At 70.2% G+C, this 25,986-nt stretch carries 26 protein-coding genes; 12 read left to right on the forward strand and 14 right to left on the reverse strand.

The features are described from left to right. Positions 1 to 84: 84 nt before the first annotated feature. A complete protein-coding gene (locus ACYVJ3_RS12315; RefSeq protein WP_460853301.1) occupies positions 85 to 3,966 on the forward strand; it encodes a phage tail protein in 3,882 nt (1,293 codons plus the stop codon). A gap of 26 nt (positions 3,967 to 3,992) precedes the next feature. Here ACYVJ3_RS12315 and trpD read toward each other — a convergent pair whose 3' ends face one another. From trpD to ACYVJ3_RS12330, 3 genes are read right to left on the reverse strand one after another with little or no spacing between them, the layout of a single operon-like run. Next, positions 3,993 to 5,027: an anthranilate phosphoribosyltransferase gene (gene trpD, locus ACYVJ3_RS12320; RefSeq protein WP_460853302.1), complete on the reverse strand. Its 1,035-nt coding sequence runs from the start codon at positions 5,025 to 5,027 to the stop codon at positions 3,993 to 3,995. Continuing rightward, complete coding sequence (locus tag ACYVJ3_RS12325; RefSeq protein WP_460853303.1) at positions 5,024 to 5,434, reverse strand: Rv3143 family two-component system response regulator; 411 nt, start codon at positions 5,432 to 5,434, stop codon at positions 5,024 to 5,026. The genes trpD and ACYVJ3_RS12325 overlap by 4 nt, the downstream gene beginning before the upstream one ends. A 10-nt stretch (positions 5,435 to 5,444) precedes the next feature. Further along, positions 5,445 to 6,437, reverse strand: coding sequence for a cytochrome c oxidase assembly protein (locus ACYVJ3_RS12330; RefSeq protein ID WP_460853304.1), 993 nt, complete (start codon positions 6,435 to 6,437; stop codon positions 5,445 to 5,447). Between the two features lie 89 nt (positions 6,438 to 6,526). Here ACYVJ3_RS12330 and ctaE point away from each other — a divergent pair, with 89 nt between their 5' ends. The 5 genes from ctaE (at position 6,527) to ACYVJ3_RS12355 (ending at position 12,204) form a co-directional block, all read left to right on the forward strand. After that, positions 6,527 to 7,180, forward strand: coding sequence for an aa3-type cytochrome oxidase subunit III (gene ctaE, locus ACYVJ3_RS12335; RefSeq protein WP_460853305.1), 654 nt, complete (start codon positions 6,527 to 6,529; stop codon positions 7,178 to 7,180). 34 nt (positions 7,181 to 7,214) lie between these two features. Beyond that, complete coding sequence (gene qcrC, locus ACYVJ3_RS12340; RefSeq protein WP_460853306.1) at positions 7,215 to 8,093, forward strand: cytochrome bc1 complex diheme cytochrome c subunit; 879 nt, start codon at positions 7,215 to 7,217, stop codon at positions 8,091 to 8,093. Next, complete coding sequence (gene qcrA / locus ACYVJ3_RS12345) at positions 8,090 to 9,184, forward strand: cytochrome bc1 complex Rieske iron-sulfur subunit (RefSeq protein ID WP_460853307.1); 1,095 nt, start codon at positions 8,090 to 8,092, stop codon at positions 9,182 to 9,184. Before qcrC ends, qcrA begins: the two co-directional genes overlap by 4 nt. Before the next feature lies 1 nt (position 9,185). After that, the gene (gene qcrB, locus ACYVJ3_RS12350; RefSeq protein WP_460853308.1) at positions 9,186 to 10,889 is read left to right on the forward strand and encodes a cytochrome bc1 complex cytochrome b subunit; all 1,704 of its coding nucleotides are present in this window, start codon (positions 9,186 to 9,188) and stop codon (positions 10,887 to 10,889) included. Positions 10,890 to 10,968: 79 nt separating this feature from the next. Then, positions 10,969 to 12,204, forward strand: a complete 1,236-nt coding sequence (locus ACYVJ3_RS12355; RefSeq protein ID WP_460853309.1) for a CoA transferase — start codon at positions 10,969 to 10,971, stop codon at positions 12,202 to 12,204. Between the two features lie 8 nt (positions 12,205 to 12,212). Here ACYVJ3_RS12355 and ACYVJ3_RS12360 read toward each other — a convergent pair whose 3' ends face one another. The 3 genes from ACYVJ3_RS12360 to ACYVJ3_RS12370 form a co-directional block, all read right to left on the reverse strand. After that, on the reverse strand, positions 12,213 to 13,397 hold the full coding sequence (locus ACYVJ3_RS12360; protein ID WP_460853310.1) for a L,D-transpeptidase: 1,185 nt from the start codon (positions 13,395 to 13,397) through the stop codon (positions 12,213 to 12,215). Between the two features lie 147 nt (positions 13,398 to 13,544). Further along, positions 13,545 to 13,979, reverse strand: coding sequence for a cytochrome c oxidase subunit 4 (locus tag ACYVJ3_RS12365; RefSeq protein ID WP_460853311.1), 435 nt, complete (start codon positions 13,977 to 13,979; stop codon positions 13,545 to 13,547). Continuing rightward, entirely contained in the window at positions 13,976 to 14,287 is a 312-nt protein-coding gene (locus tag ACYVJ3_RS12370; protein ID WP_460853312.1) for a DUF2249 domain-containing protein, read from the reverse strand. Before ACYVJ3_RS12370 ends, ACYVJ3_RS12365 begins: the two co-directional genes overlap by 4 nt. A 70-nt stretch (positions 14,288 to 14,357) precedes the next feature. On the opposite strand from ACYVJ3_RS12370, the gene ACYVJ3_RS12375 reads away from it, so the two are divergent. After that, entirely contained in the window at positions 14,358 to 15,059 is a 702-nt protein-coding gene (locus ACYVJ3_RS12375) for a helix-turn-helix transcriptional regulator (RefSeq protein WP_460853313.1), read from the forward strand. 44 nt (positions 15,060 to 15,103) lie between these two features. On the opposite strand, the gene ACYVJ3_RS12380 is transcribed toward ACYVJ3_RS12375, so the two are convergent. From ACYVJ3_RS12380 to ctaC, 3 genes are read right to left on the reverse strand one after another with little or no spacing between them, the layout of a single operon-like run. Beyond that, entirely contained in the window at positions 15,104 to 15,556 is a 453-nt protein-coding gene (locus ACYVJ3_RS12380; RefSeq protein WP_460853314.1) for a cytochrome c oxidase subunit 4, read from the reverse strand. Further along, positions 15,553 to 17,244, reverse strand: a complete 1,692-nt coding sequence (gene ctaD / locus ACYVJ3_RS12385; protein ID WP_460853315.1) for an aa3-type cytochrome oxidase subunit I — start codon at positions 17,242 to 17,244, stop codon at positions 15,553 to 15,555. Before ctaD ends, ACYVJ3_RS12380 begins: the two co-directional genes overlap by 4 nt. Next, positions 17,241 to 18,179 carry an aa3-type cytochrome oxidase subunit II gene (gene ctaC, locus ACYVJ3_RS12390; protein ID WP_460853316.1) on the reverse strand — a complete coding sequence of 313 codons (939 nt, stop codon included), beginning with the start codon at positions 18,177 to 18,179 and terminating at the stop codon, positions 17,241 to 17,243. The genes ctaD and ctaC overlap by 4 nt, the downstream gene beginning before the upstream one ends. Before the next feature lie 130 nt (positions 18,180 to 18,309). On the opposite strand from ctaC, the gene ACYVJ3_RS12395 reads away from it, so the two are divergent. Together ACYVJ3_RS12395 and ACYVJ3_RS12400 are read left to right on the forward strand one after the other, a co-directional pair. Then, positions 18,310 to 19,422, forward strand: coding sequence for a cysteine desulfurase family protein (locus ACYVJ3_RS12395; RefSeq protein WP_460853317.1), 1,113 nt, complete (start codon positions 18,310 to 18,312; stop codon positions 19,420 to 19,422). An 85-nt stretch (positions 19,423 to 19,507) separates the two neighbouring features. After that, entirely contained in the window at positions 19,508 to 19,741 is a 234-nt protein-coding gene (locus tag ACYVJ3_RS12400) for a sulfurtransferase TusA family protein (RefSeq protein WP_460853318.1), read from the forward strand. Here the strand turns inward: ACYVJ3_RS12400 and ACYVJ3_RS12405 are convergent. Continuing rightward, a complete protein-coding gene (locus ACYVJ3_RS12405; RefSeq protein ID WP_460853391.1) occupies positions 19,734 to 20,666 on the reverse strand; it encodes a carbohydrate kinase family protein in 933 nt (310 codons plus the stop codon). The two genes, ACYVJ3_RS12400 and ACYVJ3_RS12405, sit on opposite strands and share 8 nt — an antisense overlap. Before the next feature lie 200 nt (positions 20,667 to 20,866). Here ACYVJ3_RS12405 and ACYVJ3_RS12410 point away from each other — a divergent pair, with 200 nt between their 5' ends. Next, the gene (locus ACYVJ3_RS12410) at positions 20,867 to 21,079 is read left to right on the forward strand and encodes a hypothetical protein (RefSeq protein ID WP_460853319.1); all 213 of its coding nucleotides are present in this window, start codon (positions 20,867 to 20,869) and stop codon (positions 21,077 to 21,079) included. Between the two features lie 81 nt (positions 21,080 to 21,160). Here the strand turns inward: ACYVJ3_RS12410 and erpA are convergent, their stop codons facing one another. The 4 genes from erpA to ACYVJ3_RS12430 all read right to left on the reverse strand — a co-directional run bounded on the left by erpA (position 21,161) and on the right by ACYVJ3_RS12430 (position 24,426). Further along, complete coding sequence (erpA, locus tag ACYVJ3_RS12415) at positions 21,161 to 21,598, reverse strand: iron-sulfur cluster insertion protein ErpA (protein WP_460853320.1); 438 nt, start codon at positions 21,596 to 21,598, stop codon at positions 21,161 to 21,163. A gap of 98 nt (positions 21,599 to 21,696) precedes the next feature. Beyond that, positions 21,697 to 22,806, reverse strand: a complete 1,110-nt coding sequence (locus tag ACYVJ3_RS12420; protein ID WP_460853321.1) for an NAD(P)-dependent alcohol dehydrogenase — start codon at positions 22,804 to 22,806, stop codon at positions 21,697 to 21,699. Further along, positions 22,803 to 23,273, reverse strand: coding sequence for a DUF4334 domain-containing protein (locus ACYVJ3_RS12425; protein ID WP_460853322.1), 471 nt, complete (start codon positions 23,271 to 23,273; stop codon positions 22,803 to 22,805). The genes ACYVJ3_RS12420 and ACYVJ3_RS12425 overlap by 4 nt, the downstream gene beginning before the upstream one ends. A gap of 49 nt (positions 23,274 to 23,322) precedes the next feature. Then, on the reverse strand, positions 23,323 to 24,426 hold the full coding sequence (locus tag ACYVJ3_RS12430; RefSeq protein WP_460853323.1) for a glycerate kinase family protein: 1,104 nt from the start codon (positions 24,424 to 24,426) through the stop codon (positions 23,323 to 23,325). 23 nt (positions 24,427 to 24,449) lie between these two features. Between ACYVJ3_RS12430 and nadA the strand changes: the two genes are divergently transcribed. Continuing rightward, the gene (gene nadA / locus ACYVJ3_RS12435; RefSeq protein WP_460853324.1) at positions 24,450 to 25,625 is read left to right on the forward strand and encodes a quinolinate synthase NadA; all 1,176 of its coding nucleotides are present in this window, start codon (positions 24,450 to 24,452) and stop codon (positions 25,623 to 25,625) included. Beyond that, on the forward strand, positions 25,618 to 25,980 hold the full coding sequence (locus ACYVJ3_RS12440) for a zinc ribbon domain-containing protein YjdM (protein WP_460853325.1): 363 nt from the start codon (positions 25,618 to 25,620) through the stop codon (positions 25,978 to 25,980). The genes nadA and ACYVJ3_RS12440 overlap by 8 nt, the downstream gene beginning before the upstream one ends. The last annotated feature ends 6 nt before the right edge of the window (positions 25,981 to 25,986 follow it).

Raw genomic sequence — 25,986 nt, forward strand, 5'->3', positions numbered from 1 at the left:
TGATCCGTCCGGAATCGCGGCTACCTAGAGTCCTGGTGCGGGCCCGATCGGCCCGCTCTCAGTGACATCCGTGGGGAGCAAGTGGTGCAGGTCGGACGACTCGGGCGGCTCATCGTCGCCCTCGCGATGGTGGTCGGCCTCTCGGCCACCCAGGTCGGCGCCGCCAGCGCGACCACCCTTCCCGCGCCGATCACGCTGCACGCCACCGCGAGCAACCCGCCGGTCCTCTCCTGGTCGACCGTGGCGGGCGCGGTGAGCTACCAGGTGCAGGTCGACAACGAGCCGGGCTTCACCTCCCCGGCCCTCGACCGGACCACCGTCAACACGACGTACGTCGGCAGCGACCTGCTCTCGGCGGGCGACTACTACTGGCAGGTCCGAGCGCGCGACGCCGACAACCAGTACTCCGACTGGACCGCGGGCAGCGGCTTCACGATCGCGCCCGTGGCCGCACCGACCGGTCTCTCGCCGGCAGGTGCCACCCTCACCCAGCCCGACCAGCCGGTCCGGCTCCAGTGGAGCCCGGTCGCGGGAGCGACGTCGTACACCGTCGAGGTGGAGGTCGGGAACGACCCCAGCTTCGTCGGCGCGAAGTCCTACACCTCCCAGGTCAACGCGCTCGTCGTGCCGGACGCGCTGCAGGCGACCGACTACTCCTGGCACGTCAAGGTGGCCCTGGCGCCCGGCATCGAGTCGGCGTACTCGAGCCCGGCGACCTTCACCGTCGGCAGCATCGCCGTCCCGTCCGGGCTGCGCGTCGTCGCGGCCGACGGCACGAGCACCGCGGACCCCACCGACGTCCAGGACGTCGTGCTCGGCTGGACGCCGGTCGCCGGCGCCCGGTCCTACGACCTGCAGGTCTCCAAGGACGACAGCTTCACGCCCTCAAGCCTGGTGGAGGACCGCACCAGGCTGTACGCCGCGCGCTACTCGCCGGCCACGACGTACGACAACAGCCAGTACTTCTGGCGCGTGCGCGCCAACGACCTGAGCGGCAACCCGACGGCCTGGTCCGACGCGGCCGCCGGTGCGGCGACCTTCCGGCGCCAGTGGACCGAGCGACCGAGCGCCGTCTTCCCCGATCCTGCCGTCGACGCGGTCGTGGTGTCCGAGCCGCTGCGACTCGAGTGGACCCCGATCCCGCACGCCAGCCACTACCAGGTGCAGCTCGGCTCCGACCCCAACTTCTCCCCCGGCACCTTCCAGCAGTGCCAGACCGCGGGGACGACGTACACGCCGGGCGGGTTCAGCTACAACGTCACCTCGGGCCTCGCCAGCCGCACCATCGACGACCAGTGCCTGGCCACCCCCGGCGCGGTCAGCTACTGGCGGGTGCGCGGGCTCGACTCGCCCTTCACCAGCGCGAACGGCAACGGCGTGCAGGGCCTGTGGTCCGACACCCACTCGTTCATCGCCAGCACCGACGCCGACCGCCTGACCGGTGTCACGCCGACCAACGGCGCGACCGTCGACGTACCCGTGCTCGCGTGGGCGCCGGTCCGTGGCGCCGAGACCTACACCGTCGTGGTCAAGAGCGGGTCGAGCACCATCGCGTCCGTCACGACGCACAGCACGTCGTACGTGCCCCAGCAGGCCTCGGGCGCTCCCCTGACCGCCGGCACCTACACCTGGAGCATCGTGGCCAAGGATCCGTCCACCAGCTCCACCCCGCTGTCCCTGACCGAGACCCGCAGCTTCACCGTCTCGGGCTCGATCCCGGACGGCACCGGCACGCCCCTGACCGCGACCGCCGCAAGCGCTTCGTCGGTGACGACGCGGGCGCCGAAGCTGAGCTGGACGCCCTACCCGGCGAGCGGCTCGCAGAAGATCACCTACAAGATCGACGCCGGCCAGCACGGCACCGGCACCTGGTTCGACCCCTCGGACCTCTCCCTCTCCGGCAACCTGCTCGGCAAGACGCTGGGCTACCCGACGGTCACCGACCCGTCCACTGTCTTCGCCAAGCCGGGCAGCTACGACTGGCAGGTCACGGCGTACGTCGACGGGGTGGCCACCGCGACCAGCGACGTCAACACGTTCACCATCGCCAACCTCGCGGCCGTCCCGAACCAGCGGCTGGCCCTGACCGGCACCGCCTTCGAGAGCGGGCCCAGCTGTGCCGCTGCCGTCGGCGCCAGCACGGCGTGCAGCTCGGTCCCGGTCACTCCCGTGCTCGACTGGCAGCCCGTCGAGGGCGCGTCCTTCTACGTCGTCTACATCGCCGACGACTCCCACTTCACCAACCGGCTCGAGCACGACTCCGCGATGCCGGCGACCACGAACACGCGCTGGGCGCCGACGTTCGCCCAGCTCAAGTCCGCCCTGCCGGACAGCAAGGTCGGCGAGTCCTACTTCGTGCACATCCGGGCGTGCTCCTCGCTGAAGTCCTGCGGCGCCGACCCCACGTCGTCCACCGGTCGCGCGAGCATGCAGTTCACCAAGACCTCACCCCAGGTGCAGCTGCAAAGCCCGGCCGCGGGCGCGACGGTCACCTCGCCGGTCGTGAGCCTCACCTGGCAGGACTACCTCGACACCAACACCGCGACGAAGTGGCCGAGCGCCACGGGCGCCGCGTCGGCGTACCAGTCGGCCAAGCAGTACCGCGTCCAGGTCGACGACGACCCGAGCTTCGGCAGCCCGATCGAGGACGTCAAGGTCGACCAGGCGACGTACACCTCGCCGACGCGGCTCTTCCCGGAGGGCACGCTCTACTGGCGGGTCCAGGCGATCGACGCCGACGACAACGACCTCAGCTGGTCGGCGCGGCGCAGCTTCACCAAGGCCACCACGCCGCCCACCCTGCTCAGCCCGCTCAACGGCTCCGCCGTGGGCGAGACGGCGGTGCTGTCCTGGCAGCCGCAGCCGTACGCCGCGAGCTACGACGTGCAGCTGTACCGGGGTGGCGACACCGCGCTCTCGACGACCAACAAGGTGGTCGACACCAACGTCAAGCAGGCGGCGTACGTCTGGGACAAGCCGCTGCCGGCCTCCGGGTCGCCGTACGTCTGGCGCGTCCGCGCCGTCGACCCGAGCGGCAACAACGGTCCGTGGACCACCGTCTCGGCACCGCGGACGACCTTCACCGTCACCGGGGCGGCGCCGACGCTGACCTCACCGGCCGCGGGCGCCACCGTGCCGACCGGCCAGGTCGTCCTGCGCTGGAGCCCGGTCCCCCGCGCCACGACGTACCAGGTCAACGTGCAGAAGCACTCCGGCTCGACCTCCATCGACTCGGCCTCGACGTCGGCGACGGCGTACGCCCCCTCGTCGTCGACCCTGATCGAGCCCGGCCTCGTCGACTGGCGCGTGGTCGCCAAGGACAGCGCGGGCAACGAGCTCGGCAACTCGGGCTGGCGCTCGGTGAACGTCAGCGGCCTGAGCGCCCACCTGACGGCCACGACGTCCCCGCGCCTGACCGGTACGCCGGCCGTCGGCTCGCCCTTGAACGTGAGCACCGGGACGTGGAGCACGGCCTCGCCGTGGCTGAGCTACCAGTGGTTCCGCGACGGCGTCGCGATCACCAACGCCACCGGCAGCCAGTACCTCCTGCCGCTCGCCGACGCGAGCCACCGGATCTCGGTGCGCGTGACCGCCAAGAAGGCCGGGTGGGGCGACGGGACGTGGACCAGCGGCTCGGTGCTCATCGCCAGGGCCCCCTCGACCACCAACCTCCTGGCCGGTCTGGCCACGATCAAGCAGGGCACCCGCGACACGCTCTACGTGTCGATCTCGGTGCCGTCCGGCGTGACGACCCCGACGGGCCGGTTCCGGATCCTCGACAAGCTCGGCACCCACGCCGCCAAGGTGCGGACGACGCTGACGCTCACCACGGCCATGGGCGGACATCGGACCGTCAACCTCAAGCTGTACGGCATCGGGCTGCACCGCCTGCGCGTGACCTACCTCGGTACGTCGACCGTCGCCGGCTCGTCGTCGGAGTGGGCGAAGGTGCGCACGACCCGCTGAGCGCCGAGCGCTGAGCAGGGACTGGATCAGGCCGAGGCTGCGGCGGCGACCCAGCGGTCGAGCGTCACGCCGGCAGCGCCGGAGTCGATCGCCTCGGCCGCTCGGGCCATGCCGGCACGGAGCGCGGTGAGGTGGTCCTCGCCCGGCCCGTCGTACACGGCCAGCGCCGCGCCCGCGTTGAGCAGGACGGCGTCGCGCACGGCACCGGTCTCGCCACCCAGCAGGGAGCGGACGACCGAGGCGTTGTAGGCGACGTCGCCACCGCGGAGGTCCTCGGCGGAGGCGAGGGGCAGGCCGAGCTCGGTCGGGTCGACGGTGAAGGTGGAGATCTCGCCGTCGTGCGCGGCCCAGACCTGCGACGTGGTGGTGGTCGTCAGCTCGTCGAGGCCGTCGTCGCCGCGGAACACCCACGCATCGACACCGCGCTCGGCGAACACGCCCGCCATCACCGGCGGCTTGCCGGCGAAGGCGCAGCCGATCGCCTGGGCGGCGGGCTGGACCGGGTTGGCCAAGGGGCCGAGCAGGTTGAACAGCGTCCCGATGCCGAGCTCGCGGCGCGGGACGGCGGCATGCCGCAGCGCCGGGTGGAAGGCGGCGGCGAAGCAGAAGGTGATGCCGGCCTCCTCGGCGACCGCGACGACGCGGTCGACCGGCAGGTCGAGACGTACGCCGAGCTCCTCGAGCACATCGGCCGTGCCGGCCTTGGAGGACGCCGAGCGGTTGCCGTGCTTGACCACGCGCGCGCCCGCTCCCGCCGCCACGATCGCGGACATCGTCGAGACGTTGACCGAGAACGAGCGGTCACCACCGGTGCCGACGACGTCCAGGCACCGCCCGGGGATGCTGATCGGGGTGGCGACGGCGTACATCGCGTCGACGAGCGCACCGAGCTCGGCGCTGGTCTCGCCCTTGGCCCGCATCGCCACCGCGAACGCGGCGATCTGCACCGGTGTGGCGTCGCCGGCGAGGATCTCGCCCATCGCCCAACGAGCCTGCTCGGGCGCGAGGTCGCTGCCGGAGACCAGTCCGTCGAGGACCTCCGGCCAGGTCGGCGCGGTCACGAGACGGGGGCGGGCACGCGGTCGCGCAGCAGCGCGGTCACGGCCTCGGCGAGCTCGATCGGATCGATCGGGTGGCACACCGACGCCTCGGCACGCGACCAGGTCGCCAGCCAGGCGTCCTGGGGGCGCCCGATCAGCACCACGACCGGCGGGCAGTCGCGGATCTCGTCCTTGAGCTGCTTGGCGATGCCCAGGCCACCGGCCGGGACCGCCTCGCCGTCGAGGATCGCCACGGCGATGTTCCCGGCATCGAGGTTCTGGATGACGACCGGCTCGGTCGCGACCTCGACGTACTCGACCTCGGGCAGGTCCGGGTGCGGACGGCGGCCGAGCGCCAGGATGACCTGTTCGCGCGTGTGTACGTCGTCGCTGTAGACGAGCACCTTCAGCGGCTTGGGGCTGCTCACGCGGTGAACCCTACTCGTTCGGGCCCTGGCCGGCCTGCTGCTGGAGCCGGGCGTTCATCGCGAGGCGCGCCTGCTCCTGCGCGTGCAGCCGGTCGAGACGGTCCAGGCGCCGGTCCTCACGCTTGGCCTCCTTCATCGAGGACTGCACCCACTGCACGAACAGCACCACGAAGAGGACCAGCCCGACCACGTCGCCCGAGCCCCACAGCAGGCCGCCGGCGAGGTGCTGGTCGGAGGCCGCCGAGGGCAGCCACGGGTCGATCCGGTGGAGGTCGGGGTACCAGGAGCCGCCGAGCAGCTTCTGCTGGTTCATGATCGTGATGCCCAGGAACGCGTGGAACGGGAGCGTCATCACGGCGAGCAGCACCCGGAACGGGTGGTCGACGCGCCCGGGGATGGGGTCGACGCCCACCAGCGGCCAGAAGAAGAGGCTGCCGACGACCACGAGGTGCACGTGCATCATCTCGTGGATGTAGGGATGGTGCAGCGAGGCCGGGTACCAGCCGGAGAAGTACAGCGCCCACGGCGAGATGACGTAGAGCAGGAACGCCAGCGGCGGGAACGAGAGCACCTTCATCAGGCGCGAGTGCACGATCCACAGCACCCAGCGCCGCGGAGCCGACGGCAGCGTGCGCAGCGCGAGCGTGACCGGGGCGGCCAGCGCCAGCGAGAGCGGCACCACCATCGAGAGCACCATGTGCTGAGCCATGTGCACGCTCAACAGCGTCGTGTCGTACGTCGCGAAGCCCGAGCTGGTGATCAGGTAGAAGGCCGTCCAGCCGACGACCCATGCGATCGACCGGCCGACCGGCCACCGGTCGCCCCGCCGGCGCATGACCACCACGCCGACGGCGTACAGGCCGAGCGCCCACACCGTCAGGATCGTGGGCAGCGGGGCCAGCGACCACTGGCTGAACAACGTGCCCCAGGAGAACGCCGGAAGCGGCTCGATGGAGCCGGTCCGAGCGGCCGCGAGGTGGACCAGGGATGCGGCACTCGACACACCCTGAGCGTAGGACCCCGCCCAACCCAGGAATCAAGTAGCCCATTTCCTGGGGGTCGGGATGCCGAGGATGCTCGCGTCAGGCCATAATGACGCCCGTGGCGACTTCTGCAACGGCATCCCTTCCTGCCTCGCGCCTGCACGGCCAGCACGACCGACCGAGCATGGTGGCGGTCGGCACGATCATCTGGCTGTCCAGCGAGCTGATGTTCTTCGCGGCGCTCTTCGCGTCGTACTTCACGATCCGCGCGGTCTCGGCCCCCGTCTGGGCGGCCAACACCTCCCATCTGGACGTGCCGTTCGCGTCGGTCAACACCACGATCCTGGTGTTGTCCTCGCTGACGTGCCAGATGGGCGTGTTCGCGGCCGAGCGGGGCCAGGTGTCCCGCACCGGATCGTTCTTCTCCCCCATGAAGTGGGGCCTGCGTGAGTGGTTCTTCCTGACCTACATCATGGGCGCCATCTTCATCGGCGGTCAGGCGAAGGAGTACGCCGCGCTGATCTCCGAGGGCGTCACGATCCCGCACGACGGCTACGGCACGATGTTCTACCTGACCACGGGCTTCCACGGCCTGCACGTCACCGGTGGTCTGATCGCCTTCCTCTTCGTCCTCGGGCGCACCTACGTCGCCAAGCGGTTCACGCACGAGCAGGCCGTCAGCGCCATCGTCGTGTCCTACTACTGGCACTTCGTCGACGTGGTGTGGATCGGCCTGTTCGCGACGATCTACCTCGTCAAGTGACCACCAGCTCCCACCGGACCAGCAAGGACTGAATGTGCGCCTCCTGAACCGCTCCGCCGGTCGCCTGTCGCGGTACCGCCGCGGCCCGATCGCCGGCCTCGTGGTGCTGCTGCTCGGCCTCCTCCTCACCGGAGGCCTGTACGCCGCCTTCTCCCCCGCCCAGGCTCATGACGACACCACGGTGTCCGCTGCCCAGATCGAGAAGGGCCGCGAGCTCTTCACGGTCTCGTGCGCGTTCTGCCACGGCCAGAACGGCCAGGGCGTGCTCACCCAGGGCGGCAGCCAGTACGGCCCCGCGCTGACCGACGTCGGCGCCGCCGCGGTCGACTTCCAGGTCGGCACCGGCCGCATGCCGATGGCCAACCCCGGCGTCCAGGCCCCGCGCAAGGAGCCGGTCTTCTCCCAGGAGGAGATCGCCGACCTCGCGGCGTACGTCGCCACGCTGGGCACCGGTCCCGCCATCCCGGACACCGAGATGTACTCCACCGACGGCATGTCCAAGTCGCAGGTCGAGGAACTCGTCCAGCGCGGAGGCCAGATCTTCCTGGCCAACTGCACCGCGTGCCACAACTTCGAGGGCTCCGGCGGCGCCATGCCGCGCGGAGGCTTCGCCCCCCGGATCCGCGACGTCGACTCGAAGTACATCTACGAGGCGATGCTGACCGGTCCCCAGTCGATGGACACCTTCTCCGACGGCAACATCCCGCCTGAGGACAAGAAGGCCGTCATCGCCTACCTGCGTCACCTGCAGCACGACCCGAGCTACAGCGGCCTGACCCTCGGTGGTCTCGGTCCGGTGTCGGAGGGTCTCATCGCGTGGGTGGTCGGCCTCGGTCTCCTGGTCGGCTTCGCCGTGTGGATCGCGGCTCACACCACGCGCACGACCAAGAAGAAGGACGGTGCTTCGGCGTGACCGACCACACCCCCAGCCACGGAGGCGAGCTCGAGCCGGTCGGCCCGATCGCCGACCCGGGCCTTCCCGAGCACGTCTGGCGGCCGACCGACGTCGACCCCAAGGCCGAGAAGCGCGCTGAGCGTCAGGTCGCTGCCCTGTTCGGCCTGTCGGCCGTCTGCACGATCCTGTTCATCGTCGCCTACTTCACCCTGCACATCGGCGACAACTGGACCATCTGGGCCGGTCACGGTGCCTCCACCATCGCCCTCGGCGTGACGCTGGGCCTGGCCCTGCTGCTCATCGGCGTCGGCGTCATCCAGTGGGCCCGCAAGCTCATGGGCGACCACGAGATCAGCGAGCTGCGCCACCCGGCCCGCTCCGACGACGAGGCCCGGGAGACCACGCTCGCCGCGCTGGCCGCCGGCCTCGAGGAGTCGGGCATCGGCCGCCGTCCCCTGATCCGCAACTCGCTGCTCGGCGCGGTCGGCGTGCTCAGCCTGGCGCCGATCGTCGCGCTGCGCGACCTCGGTCCGCTGCCGGGCGACAAGCTGTACCACACGATCTGGGGCATGGGCACCAAGCAGCACCCGATGCGGGTGGTGCGCGACGCGATCTGGACCCCGATCACCCCGGGCGACCTGGAGATCGGCGACCTGGTCAACTGCCAGCCCGACGCGTACAAGAACTACGAGCGCTACGGCATCGACCCCGCACTCGTCGAGGGTGCCGAGCTCCAGGCCCAGAAGACCAAGGCCTCGCTCATCCTGCTCCGCATGGACCCGGCCGACATCAAGCCCGGCAAGGACGTCAACGGTGACTCGACGGCCAACTGGGACGTCGAGGGCATCGTCGCCTACTCCAAGATCTGCACCCACGTCGGCTGCGCGATCTCGCTCAACGAGCGGACCACCCACCACCTGCTGTGCCCGTGCCACCAGTCGACCTTCGACCTGTCCAACTCGGGCAAGGTCGTCTTCGGCCCGGCCGGTCGTCCACTCCCCCAGCTGAAGCTGACGGTGGACTCCGAGGGTTACCTCTGTGCGGCACAGGACTTCGACGAGCCGGTCGGACCGAGCTTCTGGGAGCGGGATTACTATGAGCACGTCTGACATGAGCAAGGTCGCCACCTCCAACGGCACGAAGCCGGCGACCGTGGCCCCCGGCGGCAAGGCCGCGGGTGTCGTGGCCAACTGGGCCGACGAGCGCCTCGGCCTCGGCAACCTGATGAAGAAGAACCTGCGCAAGGTCTTCCCGGACCACTGGTCCTTCATGCTCGGCGAGATCGCCCTGTGGAGCTTCGTCGTCCTGCTGCTCACGGGTGTCTTCCTCACCCTGTGGTTCGACCCGAGCATGTCCGAGGTCACCTACAACGGCTCCTACGCTCCCCTGCGGGGCGTGGATGTCTCCTCGGCGTACGCCTCGACGATGGACATCTCCTTCGACGTCCGCGGCGGCATCCTGCTCCGTCAGATGCACCACTGGGCGGCGATGCTCTTCATCGCCTCGATGATGATCCACCTCATGCGCGTCTACTTCACCGGCGCGTTCCGCAAGCCGCGCGAGGTCAACTGGGTCATCGGCTGCCTGCTGCTGCTCCTCGGCACGCTCGAGGGCTTCACCGGCTACTCGCTGCCCGACGACCTGCTCTCCGGCACCGGCGTCCGCGCCGCGGACGGCTTCATGAAGGCGACCCCGGTCGTCGGCACGTACCTCTCGTTCTTCCTGTTCGGAGGCGAGTTCCCGGGCCACGCGATCATCCCGCGCCTCTACTCGATGCACATCCTGCTGATCCCCGGTCTGCTCCTGGGCCTGATCGCGGCGCACATGATGCTGCTCGTCTACCACAAGCACACCCAGTGGGCCGGTCCCGGCCGCACCGAGGAGAACGTCGTCGGCTACCCGATGCTCCCGGTGTACGCCGCCAAGGCCGGTGGCTTCTTCTTCATCGTGTCCGGCGCGATCGCCCTCCTGGGCGGCCTGTTCTCGCTGAACCCGGTCTGGAAGTTCGGCCCCTACGACCCGTCCAAGGTCACCGCCGGCTCGCAGCCCGACTGGTACATGGGATGGCCCGACGGCCTCCTGCGCATCATGCCGGCCTGGGAGACGCACCTCTGGGGCCACACGGTCTCCTGGAACATCATGGTGCCGATCCTGGTCGCTCCCCCGGCGCTGCTGACCTTCTTGATCCTGCTCCCGTTCATCGAGAACTGGATCACCGGTGACAAGCGCGAGCACCACCTGCTCCAGCGCCCGCGCAACGCTCCGACCCGCACGGCCCTGATGGTCTCGCTGATGACCTTCTACGGCCTCGCCTGGGCCGCCGGTGGCAACGACATCATCGCGATCAAGTTCCACCTGAGCATCAACGAGATCACCTACTTCATGCGGGGTGCGGTCTTCATCGGTCCCGCGATCGCGTTCTTCATCGCGCGTCGTTGGTGCATCTCGCTGCAGCGTCACGACCACGAGAAGCTGCTGCACGGCTACGAGTCCGGCGTGCTGGTCCGCTCCGCGCAGGGTGCGTACGCCGAGAAGCACCTGCCCCTCCCGGCAGGCAAGGCCTACATGCTCACGCAGCGCTCCTCGGACACCTACCTCTCCGAGGAGGAGATCGCTGCCGACGAGGCCGCCGGTGGTCGCGGAGCCAAGCTCAAGGCCAAGCTGCGTCGCTTCTACTTCGCCAACGACGTCCAGAACGTCACCGTGGCGGAGCTGCACGACGCGTCGCACCACGCCGAGCACGAGCTCCACGAGCTCGAGGCGCAGATCGAGGCCGGTCCCAACCGCCACGGTCCGACCGTCAGTCACCACTGATCGGCTGATCTGAACCGAAGGCCCGCTCCCCCGCCGGGGAGCGGGCCTTCGGCATTCCCCGGCCTCCTACGATGAGGACGTGACCGGGTCCGTCGAACGCTGGTGGGGCGGCCCGCTGGACGCGGAGTCGCTCGCGCTCACGGCCGTGGAGGCGGCGGCCGCGAGCGTCCGGTTGCTCGGGACGTACGCCGTGACCGTCCGCCCGCGAGCCGTGGCCGGATCGTTCGCGGCGGCCGAGCACCTGGTCGTCGACGGCCGGCCCGCGGCCGGCTGGGCGCCGCTGTCCGGGTTCGTCCAGGCGGCCGACGGCTGGGTTCGGCTGCATGCGAACTACCCGCACCATGCCGCAGCCCTCCGGGCGGCGCTGGGTGTCTCCGACCGCGCGGCGCTGGACCAGGTCGCCGGGTCGTGGACCGCCGCCGAGATCGAGGCGTCCGTCCTCGCCGCCGGCGGCATCGCGACGGTGGTGCGCACCAGCGCCGAGTGGCAGCGCCACCCGCACCACCTGGCGACCCGTGCGCTGCCGTGGCTGAGCACCGAGGAGGGCGGCGAGCGGACCCCCGTCCGCTCCCGTCCCAGCCCGCTTGCCGGCGTACGCGTGCTCGACCTGACGCGCGTCATCGCCGGGCCGACCTGCTCGCAGCTGCTGGCGTGCCTGGGCGCCGACGTGCTCCGCATCGATCCGCCGGCCCGTCCGGAGCTGCTCGACCAGTTCCTGTCCAACGGGATGGGCAAGCGCTCGGTCGAGCTGGACCTGGGCACCCACCTCGACGTCGTACGCCGGGACCTGCTCCCCCGCGCCGACGTGGTGCTCCTCGGCTACCGGCCGGGGTCACTCACCCGCTTCGGACTGGACCCGGTGACGCTGTGGGCCGACCATCCCTCCCTGGTCGTCGGCTCCCTGTCCGCGTGGGGCGAGACCGGCCCGTGGGGCTCACGCCCCGGGTTCGACTCGATCGTCCAGGCGGCCACCGGCATCGCGGACCTCCACCGCACCGACGACGGCCGGCCCGGCGCGCTCGCCGTGCAGGCACTCGACCACGCCACCGGCTACCGTCTCGCGGCCGCTGTCATCGACCTGCTGGCCCGCGGTAGCGCCGGCACCGTCCGGGCGAGCCTGCTGGGCGCGGCTCGGACGCTGCTCGACCTCCCCCGCCCTGCCGCCGGCGTGGCGACAGCCCTCGCCGTCGAGACGGTGAGGGTCGCGTCGGCGTACGGGCCACTCGACGCGGTCGCGCCGCCCCTGGAGGTCGACGGCCACAGCCTCGCGGCCCCGGTCGAGCGCTACGGCTCGACAGAACCCCGCTGGCGCTGAGCCCGGGCTCAGACGGCGGAGCCGGTCTTGTACTCCCGGTAGGGGATGTTCCAGTCGCCGTAGCCGTTGGTGGGCTCCATGGAGCGATCGGTACCGACGTACTCGACGACGTCGCCGACCTGGGAGAGGTTGAACAGCCAGCCGGCGTTGGCGGTGCTCATGCCGGTGCAGCCGTGCGAGACGTTGGCGTGTCCCTGCGAGCCCACGGACCACGGCGCCGCGTGGATGAACTCGCCGGAGTAGGTCAACCGCATGGCGTACTCGACGTCCTTGAGGTTGTACCCGTTCGCGCTGTTCGGGTCGATGCCGATGGTCTCGGAGTTCATGTCGTGGAAGCGGTCCTTCTCCACGATCACCTTCACGCCCGAGCGGGTCGTGAACTCGGGCTGCTCCCCGGTCGTGATCGGGATGGTGCGGAGCAGCTTGCCGTTGGAGTAGACCTTCATCTGGTCGGTTCGGGTGTTGACCTTGTAGACGTGCGCGTCGCCGACGTGGAAGGCGACGCTCTTGTCCATCTGGCCGTAGATCCCGCCACCGGCGTCGACACCGTTGATGTCGGCGGCGACGGAGACCTCGGTGCCGGCCTTCCAGTAGCTCTTGGGGCGCCAGTGCGCCTCGGTGCTGCTCACCCAGTGCCACGAGCCGGGCTGGGCCGGGGTCGCGGTGACGTGCATGTTCTTCTCGATCGCGGCGCGGTCGGTGACCGGCACGTCGAAGTGCACGACGACCGGCATGCCGATGCCGACGGTCTGGCCCGCGAGCGGGGAGATCGAGGCGAAGGTCTGCTGCGCGAGCGTGAGGTCCTGGGTCGTGAAGTGCGAGCGCTGGGTGGCCGCGGCGCCGGCGTCGTCGGTGCCGCGGACCACGACGGCGTACCGCGTCCCGGGCTCGAGGCGCTCGGAGGCGGTCCAGGTGGCGCCATCCGCGGACAGCGCGCCGGCGACCCGACCAGCCGAGGAGGCGACCTTGACCGAGGAGATCTTGAGGTGCTCGGCGCCGACCTTCAGCAGGGTCGAGACCGGGACGGCCTTGGCGCCCTTGTGCACGTTGAGCGACACGACCGGGGTCTCGGCGGCGACGCCGGTGGTCTCGTCGGTCGAGTGGCCGGTCGCCTTCTCGACGACCTTGCCGGCGTCACAGCCCCCCAGGGCGAGCGCGGCAACGGAGAGCAGCGCGACTGCGCGCAGGCTCACGGAATCAAGCGTCTTCGGCACCTGATCAGGGTACCTTCCGGCGCCTCCACCCAGCGGATCCTCGCGCGTCGGAAACGTCACGTCGCCTGCGTGCAACCGACCCGCCCGCTGAGGCGTCGTACCTTGGCGAAAAAGGCCGGAGGACGCTCAGTGGGCATGCTCGCCACGGTAGTACTCGAAGACCATGCCGATCAGCGCGAGGGCACCGAGGACCACGCCGATGATCAGCAGCCACCAGGCCTTCATCGCCAGGGCGAACACGATGACGGCGAGGGCAGCAGCGCACCACAGGGGCCACCAGGAGTACGGCGGGAAGAAGCCCAGCTCGCCTGCGCCGTCGGCGACCTCGCCGGTCCTGCGGTCCTCGGGCCGGGCGTCCATGCGCTTGGCGTGGAAGCCCAGGAACAGGCCCACCAACGCTGCGAGGAGCGCCGTCATCGCCAGCGCGGACGTGCCCGTCCAGTCCGCGCAGTGGGCGCGCCCACCACAGTGCGTGCCGGAGTCGCTCATGAACCAGTAGGCCGGCGCGATGAGGGCGAAGAAGATCGCGCACAGCCCGAAGAGCCAGGCTTCGAGCTTCACCGGGGCGCCGCCGTACGCCGCACGAGGAGCACGCGCCACGTCTCGGGACCGCGGTCGAGGTACTCGACGGCGAACGCCGCCGGCGAGCGTCGCTCCAGCTGCGCCAGCAGAGGCACCGGGTCGTGCGGCGCGAGCAGCACCAGGCCCCGTTCCGGGCGCAGCGAGTCGAGTGCGCCGAACACCGCGGCGTGGCGGATCTCGTGCGGGATGGCGCGCGCATCCAGCTCGACGAGCCGCGACGCCTCACCGTGGCAGGCGCACTTCTCGGCGCCCTCGTGGCTGACGTTCGCAACGGGCAGTTCGTTCATCGGGACCTCCTGGAGCCGGTGTCGCCACGGCCGGTGGTGGCGATGGCGCGAATTTATTACCATGGATGCCGTGGAAAATAATCAGACCGGCGCCCCCGGCCCCCGGCCCACCGGCGTGGCCTCGTCGGCACACCTCTCCCCCGCCCGACGACGCCTCCTCGAGCTCCTGGCGGAGCAGGACGCACCCACGCCGCTGACCGTTCTCTGCCGGCTGTCCGGTTCGCACGAGAACACCGTGCGCGGTCATCTCACGGCACTGGAGTCGGCCGGCCTGGTGACGCGCGAGAGTCGGCCGGCGACCGGGCGCGGGCGCCCCGCATGGTTGTGGCAGGTCCGCCCCGGCGAGCCGGACGAGTACGCCGGCCTGGCGGCCACGCTCGCCCGGACCCTGCGCCGCACCAGCTCCCAGCCGGAGGACGACGCGCTCAGCGCCGGCGAGGACTGGGGCCGCGAGCTGGCGACACGGCGACACGGCAGCCATCAGGGCGCACCCCTCCGCAGGACCCGTGACCTGCTCGAGCGCCTCGGCTTCGCGCCGGAGGGCGAGGTGCTGCCGACCAGCCGGTCAGCCCGGCTCCGCCTCACCCGTTGCCCGCTGCTCGAGGTGGCGCACGAGGAGCCGACCATCGTGTGCAACGTCCACCGCGGCCTCGCGGCGGGCGTCCTCACGACGTACGGCGCCGAGGACCCCGAGGTCGACCTCGTCCCCTTCGCCGAGCCCGGAGCCTGCATCCTGACGCTCACGGCTCCGGTGCGTCGAGCCGAAAAATGACCGGAGCCGCCCCGAGGGGCGGCTCCGGCAAGGACGTGCGTCGCTCAGTGAGCGTGCTCGCCGCGGTAGTACTCGAAGACCAGGCCGCTCAGCGCCACCGCGCCGATGACGAACCCGATGATCACCAGCCACCACGCCTTCATCGCGAGCGCGAAGACGATCACGCCGAGGCAGCAGGCGCACCACAGGGGCCACCAGGAGTACGGCGGGAAGAAGCCCAGCTCGCCCGCGCCCTCGGCGATCTCGCCGGTCTTGCGGTCCTCGGGCCGGGCGTCCATGCGCTTGGCGTGGAAGCCCAGGTAGAGGGTGACCATGGAGCACAGCAGCGTGGTCATGATGAGGGCCGAGGTACCGGTCCAGTCACCACAGTGGAAGCTGCCGCTGGAGTCGGCGACGTGACCGCAGTGGTCGCCGGCGTCCGTGACCAGCCAGTAGGCGGGCGTCACCAGGATCAGGAAGATCGTGGTGAGGCCGAAGATCCAGCTCTCGACCTTCATCGGGTGACTCCATCCTTCTCGGTCAGCTCGGCCAGGTCGTCGTCCATCTCGATGGCGGCGATCTCCGGGTGGTGGAGGTCGAACGCCGGGGACTCGGACCGGATCCGCGGGATGCTCACGAAGTTGTGTCGCGGCGGCGGGCAGCTCGTGGCCCACTCCAGCGAGCGGCCCCAGCCCCACGGGTCGTCGGTGTTGACCATCGGGGCCTTCTTGGCCGTCACCCACACGTTGTAGAAGAACGGCAGGAACGAGGAGGCCAGGATGAACGCGCCCACGGTCGAGACCTCGTTGAGCGTGGTGAACCCGTCGCTCGGGAGGTAGTCGGCGTAACGACGCGGCATGCCCTCGATGCCCAGCCAGTGCTGGACGAGGAAGGTCGTGTGGAAGCCGATGAACAGCAGCCAGAAGTGGATCTTGCCCAGGCGCTCGTCGAGCATCTTGCCGGTGAGCTTGGGCCACCAGAAGTAGTAGCCGGCGAACATCGCGAAGACGACCGTGCCGAACACCGTGTAGTGGAAGTGCGCCACCACGAAGTAGGAGTCGGAGACGTGGAAGTCCAGCGGCGGGCTGGCCAGGATGATGCCGGTCAGACCACCGAACAGGAAGGTCGTCAAGAAGCCGACCGACCAGAGCATCGGGGTGTCCATCCGGATGGACCCGCCCCACATGGTGCCGATCCAGTTGAAGAACTTGACGCCTGTCGGGACGGCGATCAGGAACGTCATGCCGGAGAAGAACGGCAGGTTGACCGCGCCCGTGACGAACATGTGGTGGGCCCACACGGCGACGGACAGGATCGCGATGCCGAGCGTCGCGGCGACGAGCCCGACGTAGCCGAAGATCGGCTTGCGGCTGAAGACCGGGAGGATCTCGGAGATGATGCCGAAGAACGGCAGCGCGATGATGTACACCTCGGGGTGACCAAAGAACCAGAACAGGTGCTGCCACAGGATGGCGCCACCGTGCGAGGTGTCGAAGACGTGCGCCCCGATCTGGCGATCAGCCTCCAGGGAGAGCAGCGCACCGGCCAGGATCGGGAAGGCCACCAGGACCAGGATCGCGGTGATCAGCACGGTCCACACGAAGATCGGCATCCGGAACATGGTCATGCCGGGCGCCCGCATGCAGATGATCGTGGTGATGAAGTTGACCGCACCGAGGATGGTGCCGAGACCGGCCATCCACAGGCCCATGATCCACAGGTCGCCACCCGCACCGGGGCTGTTGACCGAGTCGGAGAGCGGCGTGTACGCGAACCATCCGAACGAGGCCGCACCCTGCGGGGTGAGGAAGCCGGCACCGGCGATGAGGCCGCCGAAGAGGTAGAGCCAGTAGCTGAACATGTTCAGTCGCGGGAACGCGACGTCGGGCGCACCGATCTGCAGCGGCATCACGGCGTTGCCGAAGCCGAAGAACAGCGGGGTCGCGAACAGCAGCAGCATGATCGTGCCGTGCATCGTGAAGAGCTGGTTGAACAGCTCCTCGTTCACGATCTGCTGGCCGGGGTAGGCCAGCTCGGAGCGCATGATCAGCGCCATGATGCCTGCGGCGACGAACCAGGCCATGGCCGTGCCGAAGTACAGGTTGCCGATCAGCTTGTGATCGGTGGTCGTCATCGCCCGGACGAGGAGCGTGCCCAGGGGCTTGCGCTTCGTCGTCTCGACGGATCGCGCGGCGGTCGCGGTCACTTCTCGCCCTCCTCGGCGTTGTCCCCGTTGAGGTACGGCTGGGAGGCGTACTTGCCACCCAGGACCGGAGCGTCAGAGACGTTGGCGGGGTTCTTGGCCAGATCGGCCAGGTACTTCACGTAGTCGGCCCACGGGACGACCTTGACGTTGAACAGCATCCGCGAGTGGTAAGTGCCGCAGAGCTCGTAGCACTTGCCGGCGTACGTCGCGGAGGTGACTCCGTCGTCGAGCGGGAGCGTCTTGACCTGGTACGAGTTGTGCTCGCCCGGGACGACGTCCATGCGCATCCCGAAGGCGGGGATGCCGAAGTCGTGGATGACGTCAGGGCTGTGCAGGTTGAACAGCACGGTCTTGTCCGCCGGGATGACCAGGGTGGGGATGTCCTCACCGGTACCGGAGACGAAGGTGTTGTCCATGACCTTGTCAGCGGCGGCACCGTTGCGGTCGTGGGCGTACTTGGAGTCGGGGACCGACTGGTTGAAGGTCCACTCCCACTTCTGGCCGACGACGTTCACCACGACGTCGGGGTGCGCGCTCTCCTCGAGCGCGAAGTTCTGCACACGCACGGTGTGGGCGAAGAACGCCACGACCATGATGATCGGGAAGATCGTGTAGAAGATCTCGATCGGCAGGTTGTACCGGGTCTGAACGGGGACCTCGTCGTCACTGCGGCGGCGGAACCAGAAGGCGGCACCGAGGATCAGTCCCCAGGTCACGACACCGGTCGCCAGTGCAGCGATCCAAGCGCCCTGCCAGAGCTCCAGGACCTTCACGCCGGTCTCGGTCCGCATGACAGGCATGCCGAACCGCTCCCACTGGTTATCGGTGGCGCAGCCGCTCAGGCTGAGCGCGAGTACGACGAAGCCGGCGAGCGGGACAACGCGGCGAAGTCGCCGGCGGGGAGCCCGCATGCGCTCGGGGTGCTTCAAGCCCACGAACGAGCCTTCCTCTCGAGGGTCACAGAACATCGGAAGAGTATCGGAATCCGAGGCCGCGGTGCCCGCAGGGTCACGATTAGTTCCACGGTGCGGCGTATCCCACACGACCCGTCGATAGTGTCGAGGCGTGAACGACGAGCGGCACTACCTCGACACCGCGTCGACCGTGCCGTTGCACCCCGCCGCTCGCGACACGCTGCTCGCTGCGCTCGTGCGGGGGTACGCCGACCCGCGGCGGCTCCACCACGAGGGGCGTGATGCCCGGCTGCTCCTCGACAACGCCCGAGCGGTCGTGGCCGACGCCCTGAGCGCCCATCCGGACGAGATCGGCTTCACCTCCTCGGGCACCGACGCGGTCCACCGGGGTCTCCTGGGCCTGGTCACCGGGCGCGACGAGCGCGCCGGCATCGTGCACTCCACGGTCGAGCACTCCTCGGTGCTCCATGCCGTCCAGTGGCGCGACGGCCACAGCGCCGGCGTACCCGTCGACGCGACCGGGCGGGTCGACCTTGCCGAGATGGACCGGCTCGCGGCAGAGCCCGACGTCGCCGTGGTCGCGCTGCAGGCCGCCAACCAGGAGGTCGGCACGCTGCAGCCCGTCGACGACCTCGACGTGCCGGCCGGCACCTCACTCTTCGTCGACGCCGCCGCGGCCGCCGGCCACGTCCCGCTCCCCCGCCGCTGGGACGTGCTCACGGCCTCCGCGCACAAGTGGGGCGGCCCTGCCGGCGTCGGCGTGCTCGCCGTACGCCGCAAGACGCACTGGACCTCGCCGTTCCCTGGCGACCACGGCCTGGACTCCCCCGGCTTCGCCAACGTGCCGGCCGCGCTCGCCGCGGCGGCCGCCCTGCAGGCGGTGGTCGCCGACCAGGAGACGTCCGCCGATCGCCGGTTCCGTCAGGTCGAGCGCATCCGGCAGGCGGTCGCACTGCTGCCGGACACCGAGGTGCTGGGCGACCCCGTGCGCCGGCTCCCGCACCTGGTCACCTTCTCCTGCCTCTACGTCGCCGGCGACGAGCTCGTCCACGCGCTCGACCGGCGCGGGTTCGCGGTCGCCAGCGGTTCGGCGTGCACGGCCTCTACGCTGGAGCCCAGCCACGTGCTGGCCGCGATGGGGGCGTTGACCCACGGCAACGTGCGCGTCTCGGTCGGCGCGACCACCTCCGACGACGAGGTGGAGGCGTTCTGCGCGGCCGTCACCGAGGTCGTCACCGAGATCCGCCGGAGTGCGGGCCTGTGAGGGAGTCGACCGGCCGCCTCGGCGCGCGACGCGGTCGCGGGCCCCGGTCCGAGGCCGGGCGCGACCGAACGAAGCTGGTGAACCTGTGAGCGAGCGGATGGTGCTGGACTGCGGGGACCAGCCGTGCCCGCGGCCGATCATCGAGCTGGCCAAGGCGTTCACGGGCGTGCCGACGGGCGGCGAGATCGCGGTGATCGCCCGCGACCCGGCGGCCCGCTTCGACGTACCTGCCTGGTGCCGCATGCGCGGCCAGGAGTATGTCGGCGAGGAGGTCACCGCGTCGGGTGACCCCCTCTACGTCGTACGACGTCTCAGCTGATGAACTGAGCGATCTCGTCAGCGGCCTCGTCGCCGTACGACTCGCGGATGCGCTCGACGAACTGGGCGTGGGTGAAGTCGTACTCCTGGGTGCCGACCGTCTCCACGACGTACGCCGCGAGCACGCAGCCGATCTGGCAGGCGCGCTCGAGCGAGAGGCCCCAGTTGATCGCGGCCAGGAAGCCGGAGCGGAACGCGTCACCGACGCCGGTCGGCTCGATGGCCTTGACGTTCGTGGCCGCGGGGACCTCGAGCTTGAGGCCGTCCTTGTCGGTGACCCGGACGCCGTCCTTGCCGAGCGTGGTGACCTGGTAGCCGACCCGGCTCAGGACCTCGTCGGCGCTCCAGCCGGTCTTCTTCTCGATGACGTGCGACTCGTACTCGTTGGAGAAGAGGATCGCGGCGCCGTCGATCAGCGGGCGGATCAGGTCCCCGTCGGCGAAGGCGAGCTGCTGGGAGCAGTCGGAGATGAAGGCGTAGCCGCGCTGACGGCACTCCTCGGTGTGCCGCAGCATGCCGTCGGGGTCGTCCGCACCGATCAGGACGTACGACGGCGTGCCGACCCGCTCCACGATGGGGGCCAGCTCGATCAGCCGGGCCTCGCTCATCGCGCCGGGGTAGAACGAGGCGAACTGCGCCATCGTGGAGTCGGTGGTGCAGACGAAGCGGGCGGTGTGCTTGGAGTCGGAGACGTGCACCGACTCGCAGTCGACGCCGTGGCGCTCGAGCCAGGACCGGTAGTCGCCGAAGTCCTCGCCGACCGCACCGACCAGCACCGGCTTCTGGCCGAGGCGACCCAGGCCGAAGGCGATGTTGGCGGCGACGCCGCCGCGGCGTACCTCCAGGTCCTCGACCAGGAACGAGACCGACAGCTTGTCCAGCTGGTCGGGCACGAGGGAGTCGGCGAACTTTCCGCCGAAGGTCATCAGGTGGTCAGTGGCGATCGAGCCGGCGATCAGCAGCGGGCCGTGGGAAGCAGCAGTCACGTGACGGCACCCTACCCACGCCTCGTCACACATGATCAGCGCCGCCTGAAGATCTCGCGAATGTGACGGTGGGCGAAACATCCGAAGCTACCGACCAGTAGACCTCGGCGTACCTGTCGGTAACCCCTAGCGTCGAAGGCATGACCCCTTACGAGGAGCCGGGCTCCCCCACCGAGCTCAAGGACAGCTGCGAGGCCGTCACCCGTCTGCTGCGCGCCGCCGCCGACCGTGCCCTGAAGCCTGCCCCGAGCATCCACTTCGACGAGTTCGTGCAGGACGTCCCGAAGAAGGCCATCGCGATCTCCGAGGCCGCCCGCAAGCTGGCCGGCGCGATCCACTTCCACCTCGACTGACCGTCGAGTGACCGGCCCGACCGGCCAGCCTCAAAAACGCCGAACGCCCCTGGTTTCCCAGGGGCGTTCGTGCGTGCTGGATCAGCTGAACGAGTCGCCGCAGGCGCAGGAGCCGGTGGCGTTCGGGTTGTCGATCGTGAAGCCCTGCTTCTCGATGGTGTCGACGAAGTCGATGACGGCACCGTTGAGGTAGGGGACGCTCATCCGGTCGACGACCACGTTGACGCCGTCGAAGCCGGTGACGACGTCGCCGTCGAGGGTGCGCTCGTCGAAGAAGAGCTGGTAGCGCAGGCCGCTGCAGCCGCCCGGCTGGACGGAGATGCGCAAGGCCAGGTCGTCACGACCCTCCTGGTCGAGCAGGCTCTTGACCTTCTCGGCAGCAATGGGGCTGAGGTTGATCTGGTCCTCGCGGCGGTCGGTCAGGACCGGGGCCGCGACGGTCTGGGTGCCGGCCTGAGCCGCACCGGTCTCGGCGTTCGCACCGTGGCTGTGGCCGCCACCGCAGCAAGCGTCTCCCATGGTCACTCCAAACGTGTGTCGCAATGTCTGTGCAGCAGGCCCGGGATCGGGCTCACTGAGGTCAATGGTCGCACACGGCCGGTTATTCCCGGTGTTCGTCAGTCCCAGACGAGAACGGGCTTCACGACCTTGCCCGAGCCGCTGTCGGCGACGGCTTGCGCGATCTGGTCGAAGGGGTAGGTGGTGACCAGCCGGTCGACGTCGAGCCGTCCGTCGGCAGCGCGCGCGAGCAGGTCGGGGATCATCGTCAGCGGATCGCCCTCACCCTCGATCGACGAGCGGATCGTCAGGCCCTTCTGGAGCAGCTCGATGGCGTCGATCTCGTACGTCGGGGCGCCCAGGCCCAGCGCGATCAGCGTCCCCTGGGGTCGCAGCGAGCGCTGCGCCTGCAGCACGACGGCGGAGATCGCCGTCGTGTCGATGGCGTACGCCGCTCCGCCCCCGGTCGCCTGCTTGACCCGCTCCTGGATCGGGGAGTCGCCCTGGGACGGGTCGAGCGCGATCGCGCCGTACTCCTCCGCGAGGCTCCGCCGCGAGGCCACCGGGTCGACGGCGACGACCGTGCCGATGCCGGCGCCGCGTGCGGCCGCGATGGCGGCCAGCCCGACCGCACCCGCTCCGAACACGACGAGGCTGAGCCCGGGCGCCGGCGTACCGCCACCCAGGACGACGTTGAGGACGGTGCCGGCACCGGTCTGGAAGCCGCAGCCGTACGGGCCGAGCCGGGTGAGGTCGAGCTCCTTGTCGACGACCACGCAGTTGTCGGCGTACGCCAGCGCGTGGCGGGCGAAGGACGACTGCCCGAAGAAGCTGCCGCCCACCCGCTCGCCGTCGCGGCTCATCGTCGAGGACCCGTCGGCGCGCATGCCCATGTAGTTGAGCAGCAGGGTCTGGTCGCAGTAGCCGACGTCGCCGGCGCGACAGGCGTCGCAGTCGCGACACGAGCGGAAGCTGAGCACCACGTGGTCACCGACGACGATCCCGGTGACGGCCGAACCGACCGCCTCGACGACACCCGCACCCTCGTGGCCGACGACGACGGGCATCATCTCGGCGGGCAGCATCTGCGGGACCGTCAGGTCGGTGTGGCACAGCCCGGTCGCGACGACGCGGACCAGCACCTCGTCCTCGCGCGGCTCGTCGAGCTCGATCTCCGCCTCGACGAACGGCCCACCGGGCGTCTCGACGACGTACGCCGTGGTCCTCATGCCTGACGCTCCAGCCAGAACCAGTAGAGCTCGGCGACACCGAAGGTCTGCTCCAGCTTGCCGTTCATCACGCCGACGAGCGTGTCGCCATCGACCGCCTTGAAGTGGTCGAAGACCGGCAGCTTGTCGTAGACCATGGTCGCGGTGGTCTCGCCGCGGAAGCCGACCTCCCAGAGCGAGGCCGCTCCCCCGCCGGCCGCCTCGGCGTTGGCGAAGAGCTCACCCTGCTCGTCGCGGCAGACCATCGGCACGGCGTCGAGCGGCCCGTCGAACCGCTTGCCGTGCCAGCGCAGGCGGGTCAGCGCCTTGCCGGCGAGGTGGCCGGTCGCGAAGTCGCCCCCGTGCCAGGCGCCGAGGATCTCCTGGACGCTGACGGTGCGCAGGTCGGCCCAGAGGGCGTCCAGGTCGGCGGGATCGACGTGGTCGGCGGTGCGGAGCGCCTCGAAGCGGGCGCGGAGATCGGTCACCGAGCCAACGTAGAACACGTTTCAGTACGGCGCCACGGCCACCCGAGGATCAGCGCGGGGACCAGGTGCGGGCCACACGCTCCGCGAGCTCCGCGAGCGCCGCGCGCGGCTCGGTGAGAGCGCGGTCGCCGGCCGTCTCGGTCAGGGAGTACGCCGCCTCGATCCCCAGCGCGCGCATCTCGCGGGAGCCCACGTCGACCCGGCCGGCCAGCGCGATGCAGGGGCGGAGGGCGTGCGCGGCGATCGCCGCGACGCCGTACGGGACCTTGCCCGCGCGGCTGCTGAAGTCGAAGGCGCCCTCGCCGGTGATGACGAGGTCGGCGTGGCCCGCCCGGTGCTCGAGCGCGTTCAGGCCGGCGACCAGCTCGATGCCGGAGACGCGGGTGGCACCGAGCAGCATCAGCCCGAAGCCGATGCCACCACCCGAGCCGGCGCCGGGCTCGAGGGCGAGCCGCTTGTCGGTGAGGTCGGCGAACCGCTGCAGCGCCCCGTCCACCCAGGGCAGGTCCTCCTCGCGGATCCCCTTCTGGGGACCGAACGTCTTGGTCGCACCGAACAGGCCGGTGAGCGGGCTGTCCACGTCGCTGGCGAGCACCAGCTCGATCCCGGCGAAGAGGTCCTGCACCGCCACGAGGTCCACGGCCTCCAGCGTCTTGAGGCCCTCCGGCCCGTCGTCGAGGTCGCCGCCGTCGGCGTACGCCCCGAGCGCAGCGAGCAGGCCTGCTCCCCCGTCGGTCGTCGCCGTGCCACCGACGCCCACGACGATGCGCCGCGCGCCGGCCTCGAGCGCGTGCGCGAGGAGCACGCCGACGGAGTGGCTGCTGCGCCGCAGCGGATCGGAGTCGCCGGCCACCTCCAGGCCCACGGCCTGGGCGCACTCGAGGTAGACGGTGTCGCCGTCGCGCAGCAGCGTGGCCGGCAGGACGTCGTACTGGACGTCCTGGTCGGGCAGGCTGGTGACGGCGGTCGCGAGCAGCTCGCCCTGCGTCGCCGCGGCGATCACGTCGACGAAGCCGGGGCCGCCGTCGGACATCGGCGCGAGGTCGATCGTGTCGTCGGGCGCGTGCCGCCGCCAGCCCTCTCCGATCGCCTCAGCGGCCTCGACCGCGGTCAGGGTGCCGGCGTACTTGTCGGGCGCGACCAGGATCCGCATGGGGCCAGCCTAGGATTGAGCACATGAGCACTGTGGACCTGCCGCTGCTTCCCCTGGGCAAGGGCGTCGACCCGCTGTCCGAGCGCGGCGTCGACTGCCCCGGCGACCTGCCCGAGGCGTCCGACCCCGACCTGGTCGAGCGCGCCCGCGCGGCGAAGGCCGCCTTGGGCGAGAAGCTCTTCGTCCTGGGCCACCACTACCAGCGCGACGAGGTCATCCAGTTCGCCGACGTCACCGGCGACTCCTTCAAGCTCGCCCGCGACGCGGCGGCCCGCCCGGACGCCGAGTACATCGTCTTCTGCGGCGTGCACTTCATGGCCGAGTCCGCCGACATCCTGACCAGCGAGAAGCAGCAGGTGATCCTGCCCGACCTCGCCGCCGGCTGCTCGATGGCCGACATGGCCCGGATCTTCCAGGTCGAGAAGGCCTGGGAGGCGCTCGCCGCCGCCGGCGTGCAGGAGCAGGTCGTCCCGGTGACGTACATGAACTCCTCGGCCGCCATCAAGGCGTTCTGCGGCCGCAACGGCGGCGTCGTGTGCACGTCCTCCAACGCCGAGGTCGCCCTCGACTGGGCGTTCGAGCAGAAGGGCGAGGACACCAAGGTCCTCTTCCTGCCCGACCAGCACCTCGGCCGCAACACCGCCGTCCTCAAGCTCGGCCTCAGCCTCGACGACTGCGTCCTGTGGAACCCGCTCAAGCCCAACGGCGGCCTGACCGTCGACCAGGTCAAGGCCGCCAAGATCATCCTGTGGCAGGGCCACTGCTCGGTCCACGGCCGCTTCTCCGCCGACGTGATCGACGAGCTGCGCGCGAAGGTCCCCGGCCTCAACGTGATCGTCCACCCCGAGTGCCAGTACGAGGTCGTCACCAAGGCCGACCTCGTGGGCTCGACGGAGTTCATCATCAAGACGATCGAGGCCGCCGAGCCCGGCACCAGCTGGGCCATCGGCACCGAGCTCAACCTGGTGCAGCGCCTCAAGAACGCCCACCCGGACAAGAACATCATGTTCCTCGACCGCAACGTCTGCTACTGCTCGACGATGAATCGGATCGACCTGCCCCACTTCGTGTGGGCGTTGGAGAACCTCGTCGCCGGCAACGTCGTCAACGTCATCGAGGTCGACCCGCAGACCGAGGCCGACGCCCTCGTCGCCCTCCAGCGCATGCTGGACCTCCCCGGAAAGTCCCACCGTGACTGATGCCCTCCCGCCGTGTCCCGAGTGCGCGAGCGAGTACACCTACCCGCTCGGTGACCTGATGGTCTGCCCCGAGTGCGCGCACGAGTGGTCACCCAGCGAGGCAGCGGCCGAGGCCGACGCCGAGGCGGCCGCCGCGGTCATCAAGGACGCCAACGGCAACCCGCTCGCCGACGGTGACGACGTCGTCATCGTCAAGGACCTGCCGGTCAAGGGCGCTCCCAAGGCGATCAAGGCCGGCACCAAGGTCCGCGGCATCCGCCTGATCGACCCGGCCGTCGCCGGCCACGACATCGATTGCAAGGTCGACGGCTTCGGTCCCATGCAGCTCAAGTCCAGCGTTGTCCGAAAGGCCTGACCGACC

The sequence above is a fragment of the Nocardioides montaniterrae genome, from assembly GCF_054782655.1.

What these genes read in the sequence shown, in the direction of transcription:
- ACYVJ3_RS12420 (WP_460853321.1), bottom strand. Translation starts at nt 22,806, where the DNA reads ATGAGGACCACGGCGTACGTCGTCGAGACGCCCGGTGGGCCGTTCGTC.
- ACYVJ3_RS12410 (WP_460853319.1), top strand. Translation starts at nt 20,867, where the DNA reads ATGACCCCTTACGAGGAGCCGGGCTCCCCCACCGAGCTCAAGGACAGC.
- qcrB (WP_460853308.1), top strand. Translation starts at nt 9,186, where the DNA reads ATGAGCAAGGTCGCCACCTCCAACGGCACGAAGCCGGCGACCGTGGCC.
- erpA (WP_460853320.1), bottom strand. Translation starts at nt 21,598, where the DNA reads ATGGGAGACGCTTGCTGCGGTGGCGGCCACAGCCACGGTGCGAACGCC.
- ACYVJ3_RS12405 (WP_460853391.1), bottom strand. Translation starts at nt 20,666, where the DNA reads ATGACCTTCGGCGGAAAGTTCGCCGACTCCCTCGTGCCCGACCAGCTG.
- ACYVJ3_RS12430 (WP_460853323.1), bottom strand. Translation starts at nt 24,426, where the DNA reads ATGCGGATCCTGGTCGCGCCCGACAAGTACGCCGGCACCCTGACCGCG.
- ACYVJ3_RS12380 (WP_460853314.1), bottom strand. Translation starts at nt 15,556, where the DNA reads ATGAAGGTCGAGAGCTGGATCTTCGGCCTCACCACGATCTTCCTGATC.
- ACYVJ3_RS12370 (WP_460853312.1), bottom strand. Translation starts at nt 14,287, where the DNA reads ATGAACGAACTGCCCGTTGCGAACGTCAGCCACGAGGGCGCCGAGAAG.
- nadA (WP_460853324.1), top strand. Translation starts at nt 24,450, where the DNA reads ATGAGCACTGTGGACCTGCCGCTGCTTCCCCTGGGCAAGGGCGTCGAC.
- ctaE (WP_460853305.1), top strand. Translation starts at nt 6,527, where the DNA reads ATGACGCCCGTGGCGACTTCTGCAACGGCATCCCTTCCTGCCTCGCGC.